General features: G+C 71.3%; 8 protein-coding genes. 3 read left to right on the top strand and 5 right to left on the bottom strand.

What is annotated here, in order from left to right:
• Positions 1-193 precede the first annotated feature (193 nt).
• On the bottom strand, positions 194-1990 hold the full coding sequence (locus ACFWTE_RS28900; protein ID WP_378783086.1) for an acyl-CoA dehydrogenase: 1797 nt from the start codon (positions 1988-1990) through the stop codon (positions 194-196).
• Between the two features lie 133 nt (positions 1991-2123).
• Here ACFWTE_RS28900 and aroQ point away from each other — a divergent pair, with 133 nt between their 5' ends.
• Entirely contained in the window at positions 2124-2588 is a 465-nt protein-coding gene (aroQ, locus tag ACFWTE_RS28895; RefSeq protein ID WP_378783085.1) for a type II 3-dehydroquinate dehydratase, read from the top strand.
• A 243-nt stretch (positions 2589-2831) separates the two neighbouring features.
• Here aroQ and ACFWTE_RS28890 read toward each other — a convergent pair whose 3' ends face one another.
• The 4 genes from ACFWTE_RS28890 to ACFWTE_RS28875 all read right to left on the bottom strand — a co-directional run bounded on the left by ACFWTE_RS28890 (position 2832) and on the right by ACFWTE_RS28875 (position 7911).
• Positions 2832-3467 carry a histidine phosphatase family protein gene (locus tag ACFWTE_RS28890; RefSeq protein WP_378783084.1) on the bottom strand — a complete coding sequence of 212 codons (636 nt, stop codon included), beginning with the start codon at positions 3465-3467 and terminating at the stop codon, positions 2832-2834.
• Between the two features lie 80 nt (positions 3468-3547).
• Positions 3548-4129: a YciI family protein gene (locus tag ACFWTE_RS28885; RefSeq protein WP_378783083.1), complete on the bottom strand. Its 582-nt coding sequence runs from the start codon at positions 4127-4129 to the stop codon at positions 3548-3550.
• Between the two features lie 171 nt (positions 4130-4300).
• A complete protein-coding gene (locus tag ACFWTE_RS28880; protein WP_378783082.1) occupies positions 4301-6622 on the bottom strand; it encodes an FdhF/YdeP family oxidoreductase in 2322 nt (773 codons plus the stop codon).
• Between the two features lie 50 nt (positions 6623-6672).
• The gene (locus ACFWTE_RS28875) at positions 6673-7911 is read right to left on the bottom strand and encodes an MFS transporter (protein ID WP_378783081.1); all 1239 of its coding nucleotides are present in this window, start codon (positions 7909-7911) and stop codon (positions 6673-6675) included.
• A gap of 127 nt (positions 7912-8038) precedes the next feature.
• Between ACFWTE_RS28875 and ACFWTE_RS28870 the strand changes: the two genes are divergently transcribed.
• Positions 8039-8599 (top strand): CGNR zinc finger domain-containing protein, encoded by a 561-nt coding sequence (locus ACFWTE_RS28870; protein WP_378783080.1) that lies wholly within the window; start codon positions 8039-8041, stop codon positions 8597-8599.
• A gap of 408 nt (positions 8600-9007) precedes the next feature.
• Positions 9008-9411 (top strand): tectonin domain-containing protein (locus ACFWTE_RS28865; RefSeq protein WP_378783079.1); only part of this gene is annotated, 404 nt, incomplete at its 3' end.

The following is a 9411-nucleotide window of genomic DNA, read 5'->3' as shown; positions in this document are numbered from 1 at the left end:
GGACGACACCGGCCCGGGCGGCCACGCCGCGCCTACGCCACCCCGTCCGGGCGTGCTCTGGTCGACCACCGGCCCCCGTCACCGAACCCGCCGCGCACGACGGCGGGACGACCCGGAAGCGGTGAGCGATCCTGGCCGCCACGTGCGCCGCTCACCAACCTCCGGGTCTTCCTCGCACCACACCCATCGCTCGCTAGAGCACGTCGGGGGACACGTCCAGGACGGTGCGGTCGCGGGACGCCACCAGGTCGAACTGCGGCCCCGTGCGGGGCAGCTCGTGGCGGAAGAAGTACGCCGCCGCCGCGCGCTTGCCCTCGTAGAAGCCCCCGGTGCGTCCGTGCGCGGCCACCAGCTGCTCCAGCCACAGCCACGCCACCACCACGTGGCCCACCGCCTCCAGGTAGGGGGTGGCGTTGGCCAGCGCGACCGCGGGGTCGCCCTCCGACCAGGCGGAGGCGGCCGTCTCCGTGGTCCGCGCCAGCGCGGCCGACAGCATCTCCGCGTAGTCGGCCTCCGACCCGCCCAGCTCCCGGGCGCGTTCCGCGGTCCGCTGCGCGGTCTCCACCAGCAGCGCCAGCCGGGCGCCGCCGTCCTGAACGGCCTTGCGCCCCAGCAGGTCCAGGGCCTGGATGCCGTGGGTGCCCTCGTGGATCGGGTTGAGCCGGTTGTCCCGGTAGTGCTGCTCCACGTCGTACTCGCGCGTGTACCCGTACCCGCCGTGCACCTGGATGGCCAGGCTGTTGGCCTCCACGCACCACTGCGAGGGCCAGCTCTTGGCGATCGGCGTGAGGACGTCCAGGAGCAGGTTCGCGCGCTCGCGCTCACGTGCGTCGTCGGTGCTCGCCGCCTCGTCCACCAGCCGCGCGCAGTACAGCACCAGGGCGAGGGCGCCCTCCACGTAGCTCTTCTGCGCGAGCAGCATCCGCCGCACGTCGGTGTGCCCGATGATGGGCACCTGCGGCCGGGCGGGGTCCTTGTCGCCCAGGGGCCGCCCCTGGAGCCGCTCGCGCGCGTAGGCCAGCGACTTCAGGTAGCCGGTATAGCCGACGGCGGTCGCACCGGCGCCGACACCGATCCGGGCGCCGTTCATCATGTGGAACATGTACCTGAGGCCCTGGTGGGGTTCACCCACCAGGTAGCCGACCGCACCGGCCCGACCGCCGGGGGTGTGCCTTCCCTCGCCGAAGTTGAGCAGGGCGTTGACGGTGCCCCGGTACCCCATCTTGTGGTTGAGCCCGGCGGGGACGACGTCGTTGCGCTCACCGATCGAGCCGTCCGCCTCCACCAGGTACTTGGGCACGACGAACAGGGAGATGCCCTTGACCCCCGCAGGTCCGCCGGGGAGCTTGGCGAGGACCAGGTGCACGATGTTCTCGGTCAGCTCGTGGTCGCCGCCCGAGATCCACATCTTGTTGCCGAACACCCGGTAGCCGCCCTCCCCGTCCTCCTCGGCCCGGGTGGTGATGTCGGCCAGGGAACTGCCCGCCTGCGGCTCGGACAGGCACATGGTGCCGGTGAAGCGTCCCTCCACCATGGGGAGCACCCACGTGTCGACCTGCTCGGGACTGCCGTGCGCCAGGAGCAGGCGGGCGTTGCCGGAGGTGAGGAAGGGGTAGGCGGAGGTGCCCAGGTTGGCGGCCTGGAAGTAGGCGCCGCACGCGCTGGAGACGACCTGCGGGATCTGCGCGCCGCCCACGGAGGCGGGCATCCCGGCGGCGGCCAGGCCCGTCTCGGCGTAGACCTCCAGAGCCTTGCGCACCTCGGGGATGACGTGGACGCGCTCGCCGTCGAAGCGGGGCTCGTTGGCGTCGTTGGCCTTGTTGTGCGGGGCGAAGTGGTCGGTGGCCACGCGCTCGGCCAGCTCCAGCGCGGCGTCGAAGGTTTCGCGCGAGTGGTCGGAGTAGCGGGGGCGTGCAGTGAGGGCCTCGGTGTCGAGCCACTCGTAGAGCAGGAAGTGCAGGTCACGCGCGGACAGCAGGGTGGACTCCACGGTCGCCTCCTCAGGATCTTTGACCGACTGGTCGGTATGCTATCCGTTCTGCGGGTGCCCCCCGTGACCGGGGTCACGGGGCCCGTCGAGGTCCTAGGCTGGTGGCGACCGACCCCAGAAGGAGCCCTGGCCCATGCCCACTGCCGCCGAACCGTCCCGCACCGTCCTGTTGCTCAACGGTCCCAACCTCAACCTGTTGGGCACCCGCGACCCCGAGCAGTACGGCACCGTCACCCTTGAGGAGGTCGAGCGGCGAGTGGTGTCCCTCGGCGTCGAGCTGGGGGTGGAGGTGGTGTGCGCGCAGAGCAACAGCGAGGGCGTGATGGTGGACCGGATCCACGCCGCCCGCCACTGGGCGGGCGTGGTGCTCAACCCCGGCGCCTACGCCCACTACGGCATCGCCCTGCGGGACGCGATCGACGCGGTGGAGGTGCCCGTGGTGGAGGTGCACATCTCCAACATCTACGCGCGCGAGGAGTTCCGGCACACGTCGGTGACCGCGCCCGTCGCGGCCGGGTACGTGGCGGGGTGCGGGGTGTTCGGCTACGAACTCGCCCTCCGCGCGGTGCTCCGGCGCGACGCCGAGCGCCACGCCTGAGAACCGGGCCCCTCGACGGCCGGTGAGCGGGTGCCCCGCCGTCGCCCCGACCCGTCGGAGACGCTCCGGCGGCCGTCCTCGGCCGGCGGTGGTACCCGTTCCGTCGCGGCCGGTGGGCGCCGGTGGGGCGCCACCGGCAGGATCGGGAGCGACAACCCGGGGGAGGGGGACCCGCCGGACATGGAGCTGGTCGGCACCACCCGCAAGATGGCACCGACCAGCCTGTGGCCATTGTGCCCCACGTCAGCGGTAGGTCATCAACCCGGGGCCGCCCTGCTCCAGGTGGGCGTGGTCGTTGAAGGACAGCACCTGGGTGCCGCCGCGCCCGTGCAGCAGTTTGCTCACCGAGCCGTTGACCACCACCCGGTTCATCGCCAGGAACCCGGCGGGGGAGGTGCCCAGCAGGGCCGAGCACACCGTCGCGACCACCCCGGCCGAGGTGAACACCAACGCCGTCTCTCCCCGTCCCAGACCCGAGACCAGGTCGGACAGTGCGGAGCGCACCCCGCTCCGGAAGCCCTCCCAGGTGCCCGGTCCGCTGCCCCCGGCCCCGATCCACGAGGTCAGGGCCGCGTCCAAGCGGTCCTGGAGGGACCCCTCGCCGGCGGGATGGGCGTGCAGGAGGCCCAGGTGGTCGTACTCGTCCCACCGCGGGTCGGTGGCCCGTGCGGCGTCGATGCCCGCCTCGGCGAGGACGGCCTCCGCCGTCTGCCGCTGCCTGCGCAGCGCCCCCGTGGCGACCGTGCCGACCCGCAGGTCGCGCCGCCTGAGTTCGGCGCCGAGCAGTCGGGCCTGCTCGTAGCCGGTGGGGCTCAACTCGTCGTAGTCCTCGGCCTCCGGTGAGGCCTTCCCGTGGCGGATGAGGTAGATAGCTGGCATCGCACCAGGGTACGAACGGGCCTCCAACCGCCCGGGCACCGGGGCCCGGATAACATACCGTCCGGTCGGTCCGCGGTGTCCTAGTTGCGTCCTCCGCGGCACCAGCGCTGTGCGGCCAGCGCGACCGCAGCGCCCGCGAGCCGATCCGCGAACGGCCGCACGATCTCCACCGCCTCGTCCGGCAGAGCCCGCACGGCCGCGATCATTCCGTTCGTGTGGGATCCGCCGTCGTCGACGAGGAGCGCCGCGAAGAGCAGGCGGCCACCGGGGCCGGTGGCCGGCGGCAGCGGGTCGGACCCGCCCCCGGAGTGGGGCCTCGGGGCCCACTCACCGGTGATCAGCGTGTGGGGCGCCTCCGCCGCGTCCGGGTCCGACTCCGGCCCGCGGTCGAACAGGACGACCGCGCGGACGGCGGTGACTCCCGCGTAGAGCCCGGCCGACCAGTAGGGCTCCTCGGTCGCGAACCGCTCCGCGGCGGCGCGGTCGGGGGCCTCGACCACGTGGATGCTCCCCGTGTGCTCCTCCCCGTCATCGGACAGGGTGGGGCCCCGTAGGACGAGCCGGGCGTCGAACCGGTCCATGTAGGACCAGTGCTCCTCCGCGAGGTCGAACATTTCGGTCCCCAGCCCGGGGCGGTCCTCGGCGTGCACGTGGAACAGCATGCGCGAAAGATACCGGGCCCGCCCCCTGGGACAGCGGACCGGGGCAGCGCCGACCGCCCGCTCCGACGACGCCGGCCACGGGGCCCATCACGCGCCGGAGCGTGAAACCGAACGGCTCGAACGCCGCCGGACGGTGGCCGTCCGGGAGCCGTTCCGAGCCCCGAGCGGACCCTAGGACCCGCTCGGCTCCGAGTCCGGCTCGAAGCGCACCACCACCGACTTCGACGTCGGGGTGTTGCTCACCTCCGCCGTGGAGTCCAGCGGGACCAGCACGTTCGTCTCCGGGAAGTAGGACGCCGCGCACCCGCGCGCCGTCGGATAGTGCACCACCCGGAAGTGCGCCGCACGCCGCTCCCGCCCGTCACGCCACTCGCTCACGATGTCGGTGTACGCGCCGTCCTCCAGTCCCAGCTCACGGCCGTCCTCCGGGTTGACCAGCACGACCCTGCGGCCGTCGGTGATACCCCGGTACCGGTCGTCGAGGCCGTACACCGTGGTGTTGTACTGGTCGTGCGAGCGCAACGTCTGCAACAGCAGCCGCCCCTCCGGCACCTCCGGCGCGTACGTGCCGTTCACCGTGAAGTTCGCCAGCCCCGTTTCGGTGGGGAAGCGCCGGTCGTCGCGCGGCGCGTGCGGAAGGGTGAACCCGCCGGGCTTGCGCGCCCGCGCGTTGAAGTCCTCGAACCCCGGCACGACCGCCGCCACGTGCTCGCGCACCCGGTCGTAGTCGAACAGCCGCGACCACGCGACCGGCTCCTCGCCCAGCACCCTCCCGGCCAGGTCGCAGACGATGTCGACCTCCGAGCGCATGCCCTCCGACAGCGGCGGGAGCACCCCGTGGGAGGCGTGCACCTTACCCATGGAGTCCTCCACCGTCACCCACCGCGGCTCGCCGCCGCGCAGGTCGCGGTCCGTACGCGCGAGCGCGGGCAGGATCAGCGCACGCGCCCCCGTCACCACGTGCGACCGGTTGAGCTTGGTGGACACGTGCACCGTCAGACCCACGCGGCGCATCGCGTCCTCGGTCACCAGGGTGTCGGGCGTGGCCGCCACGAAGTTGCCGCCCATCGCGAAGAACACCCGCACGTCGCCGCGCGCCATCGCGCGGATGGCGTTGACGGTGTCGTGGCCGTGCTCGCGCGGGGGCTCGAACCCGAACTCGGCGCCCAGGGCGTCCAGGAACGCCTCGGAGGGGCGCTCGAAGATCCCCATCGTCCGGTCGCCCTGCACGTTGGAGTGCCCGCGCACCGGGCACACGCCCGCGCCCGGGCGCCCCACGTTGCCGCGCAGCAGGAGGAAGTTGACGACCTCGCGGATGGTCGGCACCGAGTGCTTGTGCTGCGTCAGGCCCATCGCCCAGCACACGATGATGCGCTCGGACCCGGTGACCATCGCGGTGATCCGCTCGACGAGGTCCCGCTCCAGGCCGGTGGCCCGTTCGACCCGGGGCCAGAACTCCTCGTCCGGTTCGGCCAGCAGGTCCTTGGAGAACTCCTCGAACCCGTGCGTGTGTGCGGCGATGAACTCCCGGTCCAGGACCTCCTCCCCGCGCTCGTGGGCCTGCAGCAGCAGCCGGTTGACCGCGGAGAACAGGGTGAGGTCGCCCCCCAGCCGGATCTGGGCGAACAGGTCGGTGAGCTCCGTGCCCCGGCCGAGCAGCCCGCCCGCCTTCTGCGGGTTGCGGAACTCGCGCATGCCCGCCTCTGGCAGCGGGTTGACGGTGATGATCCGGGTACCGGAGCGCTTGGCCTTCTCCAGCGCGGAGAGCATCCGCGGGTGGTTGGTGCCGGGGTTCTGCCCGGCGACGATGATCAGGTCGGCCTTCTTCAGGTCGTCCAGGGAGACGCTTCCCTTGCCCACCCCCAGCGTCTCGGTGAGCGCGGAGCCGGACGACTCGTGGCACATGTTGGAGCAGTCCGGCATGTTGTTCGTGCCGAGTTCCCGCGCGAAGAGCTGGTAGCAGAACGCGGCCTCGTTGCTGGTGCGGCCCGAGGTGTAGAACACGGCCTCGTCCGGCGAGGACAGCGTCCGCAGGTCCTCGGCGACCAGGTCCAGGGCGCGGTCCCAGTCCACCGGCTCGTAGTGGGTGGCACCCTCGGCCAGGTACATCGGCTGGGCCAGACGGCCCTGCTGCCCGAGCCAGTAGCCGGAGCGCTCGGCCAGCTCGGCGACCGGGTGCGCGGCGAAGAACTCGGCGGTCAACGCCAGGGAGGTGGCCTCCTCCGCGACGGCCTTCGCACCGTTCTCACAGAACTCCGCCGTGTGCCGCTTGTCCCCCTCGGGCCAGGCACAGCCCGGGCAGTCGAAGCCGCGTTTTTGGTTGATGGCGAGCATCGCGGGCAGCCCGCGCCGGACCCCGGCGTGCTCACCGACCTGGCGGACGCTGTTGAGCACCGCGGGAAGGCCCGCCGCGCTGGTCTTGGGCGGGCCCACCGTGGGGGCGTCCTGGGCTGGATCGTGCTGTGCGGAGTTCTGGTGTCTCACACTTCGCATTGTGGCATCGCGTGCCTGCTCGCCGTGACGCCGGGGAGCGTTCCGGCCGGTCACCGGTGCTCGGGGACCGCAGCCAGGGCCTCCCGGGTGACCACGCGGAGGAAGGGGACCACCGCCAGCAGGGCAGCGGCACCGAAGACGCCGAACGCGGCTTCCGTGCCCGCGAACTCCGCGAGCAGCCCGACCGCACCGGCTCCCAACGGCATCGCGCCCCACCCGAACAGGCGGGCGGCGGAACTGTAGCGCCCCAGCATGCCGGGGCTGACGACCCGCTGTCCGATGGTGCGGGCGTTGACCGTCCACAGCGTTCCGCCCATGCCTCCCAGGAACGCGGCTCCGGCCACCACCCACAGGTTCGCGGTGAGCGCGGGCGCGGCCACCATCGCCGCCGTCCCCAGGAAATCGGCGAACATCGACCAGCGCTGCCCGAGCAGCCGGTTGATCCAGGTGACGCCCAGAGCCCCCGCGATGCCCCCGGCGCCGAGCGCGCTGAGCAGGATGCCGTATCCGCGCTCGTCCAGGCCCATCACCGAGGTGGCGTACAGGGGCATCAGGGCGAGCCAGGCGCCCCAGCACGCGGTCAGCACCGCCATGAGCAGGGCCATGCCGCGCAGCAAGCGGTTCTGCCACAGATGGCGCAGGCCTTCCGCGATGCGGGCGTTGACGCTGCTGGAGGGCGGGCCGGCAGCCGGAGCGAACCGTCCGACGAGCAGAACCAGCACCGCCATGGCGAGGGCGAACGCGAGACCGGTGGCGCCGAGCGCGACGCTCGCGCCGAACGCGACCAGCAGGCCGCCGACGAAAGGGCCGGCGAACTCGCCGCAGGCGGTCTCCGCCCCGGCCACCCACGCGTTGGCCCGCTCGCGCCCCGCGGGTGCGACGGCCGAGGGGACGATCGCGGCGACCGAGGTCGACGCGACGACCTCGGCGACGCCCAGGACCACGGCGCCCGCGTAGACGAGGGGGAGGGCGAGGGAGTCGGCGGCCAGGGCGGCGGCGAGCCCCGCCATGACCGCCACCCGGACGGCGTCGGCGATCCACAGGAGGCGCCTGCGGTCGAACCGGTCCACCAGGACGCCGACGTGCAGTGCGGTCAGCAGCCACGGGAGGGTCAGGGCCATGGCGACGGCCGACACGAGGCCGGGGGAGTCGGTCAGGCGGGTCGCGAGGAGGGGCAGGGCGATCTTCAGCACGCCGTCGGCCAGGTTGGTGACGGCGGTGAAGGAGACCAGGATCCCGGTGTTCCGAGCGCTGGTTCCGGAGGGGATCGGAGCTGTGCCCACCACCATGAAAAACCTCCAAAGGGCTTTTGGTAGTCAGTATTGCACGGATCTTCCTCTCGTAGGATTCGAGATTCGTATACACTTGCTAACCAGGGAAGTTGCTTCGACAGTTGCCTTGTCTCAGGGGAGGACCATGGAGCGCCCGCGCGCGGCGGAGCGGATCGAGCTGTTCGCGAACACGTTCGACCTGGAGAGCGGCAGGGACGAGCTGGCCGCCCCGGGGGAACTGCGGCGGTGGCTCGCGGAGCAGGGGCTGATCGGCTCGGGCGTCCCGGTGGACGAGGCAGACCACCGGATGTGTCTGGGGCTGCGCACCGGCATCCGGGAGGTCCTGTCCGCGCCGGTGGAGGAACCCGCCCCGCACCACCTCGCCAGGGCCGACGCCCTGCTCGCCGAGCTTCCGGTTCTGGTCAGCCTGGCATCGGCTGCCGGGGGGCGGCCGGTCCTGGTGCCCGAGCCCGGGCTGGCTCCGGTGCGCCGCGCGTACGCCCTCCTGGCGTTGGACTGGGTGGAACTGGTGATCACGGGGCAGGTGGTGCGGCTGAAGTCCTGTGCCGAGCACACCTGCCGCTGGGTCTTCTGGGACGGCTCCAAGAACCAGAGCCGCCGCTGGTGCTCGATGAGGGTGTGCGGCAACCGCACCAAGGTCCGGCGCCACACCGAGCGCGCGCGTCGGACCCGGGCCGACGGCTGACGGAGGCCCTGCCCTTTGCCTCAGCTGTCGTGACATGAATATATATTGTCGATATCTTCCCTTTCTGCCTCTCTGAATTATTCTCCGCCCCCTATCACGCATGCCTTTCTTCGGAAGATGATTCCTCGATATTGGCCGGATCAGGTCCGAGGGGGTTCCGGATCTCCTCGCTCGGGCATCCCAGTGGAAGTTGCGATCCAGGGAGGGGGCGGGGCGAACTCCCCAGGCCCCTCGGGCGGTTGCGGAGCGCCGGCGTACCGGAGTCACACAATGACTCGGGACCCGGAAGGCACAAGGCTGATACGGCTGTTCTCCAAGAACAGTTTTTCACCCGAACTCCGCTGTCCTGACCCCGAACTCCCATTTGTCCCCCAGGTGATCGCACTGTGTAGTTCCCTGAGTGGCTCGATGCAATGTTCCCAGCGAACAGAGATGGGTGTCATGGCTCATTGGAAGCAGATTTCTGGTGTTCTTTCGAGGATTTCCGTGGGGTCGCGGAGCAATGTGTGGGGGGTGAACTCCGGTCACTCGATCTACCGGTTCACCAATGACGATGCCAATCCGTGGGTCAACATCCCTGGTGGGTTGACGGACATCAGTGCTGCTGCGGATGGCACGGTGTGGGGTGTCAACGCCAACAACCAGATCTACCGCTACACCGGGGACCAGGGGTCGTCCCACTGGAAGGGGATTTCCGGGGGTCTGTCGAGGATCTCGGTGGGGTCGCGGAGCAATGTGTGGGGGGTCAACTCCGGTCACTCGATCTACCGGTTCACCAACGACGACGCCAACCCCTGGGTCAACATCCCTGG

Origin of the sequence: Nocardiopsis sp. NPDC058631 (assembly GCF_042716955.1) — a bacterium.
GTDB lineage: Bacteria > Actinomycetota > Actinomycetes > Streptosporangiales > Streptosporangiaceae > Nocardiopsis.
Note: the sequence above shows the minus strand (reverse complement) of the source record. Positions and strands in the feature narration are given on the sequence as shown.

Excerpts from the sequence above, each read along its gene's own strand:
- aroQ (WP_378783085.1), top strand. The coding sequence starts at position 2,124 with ATGCCCACTGCCGCCGAACCGTCCCGCACCGTCCTGTTGCTCAACGGT.
- ACFWTE_RS28890 (WP_378783084.1), bottom strand. The coding sequence starts at position 3,467 with ATGCCAGCTATCTACCTCATCCGCCACGGGAAGGCCTCACCGGAGGCC.
- ACFWTE_RS28885 (WP_378783083.1), bottom strand. The coding sequence starts at position 4,129 with ATGCTGTTCCACGTGCACGCCGAGGACCGCCCCGGGCTGGGGACCGAA.
- ACFWTE_RS28880 (WP_378783082.1), bottom strand. The coding sequence starts at position 6,622 with ATGCGAAGTGTGAGACACCAGAACTCCGCACAGCACGATCCAGCCCAG.
- ACFWTE_RS28875 (WP_378783081.1), bottom strand. The coding sequence starts at position 7,911 with ATGGTGGTGGGCACAGCTCCGATCCCCTCCGGAACCAGCGCTCGGAAC.
- ACFWTE_RS28870 (WP_378783080.1), top strand. The coding sequence starts at position 8,039 with ATGGAGCGCCCGCGCGCGGCGGAGCGGATCGAGCTGTTCGCGAACACG.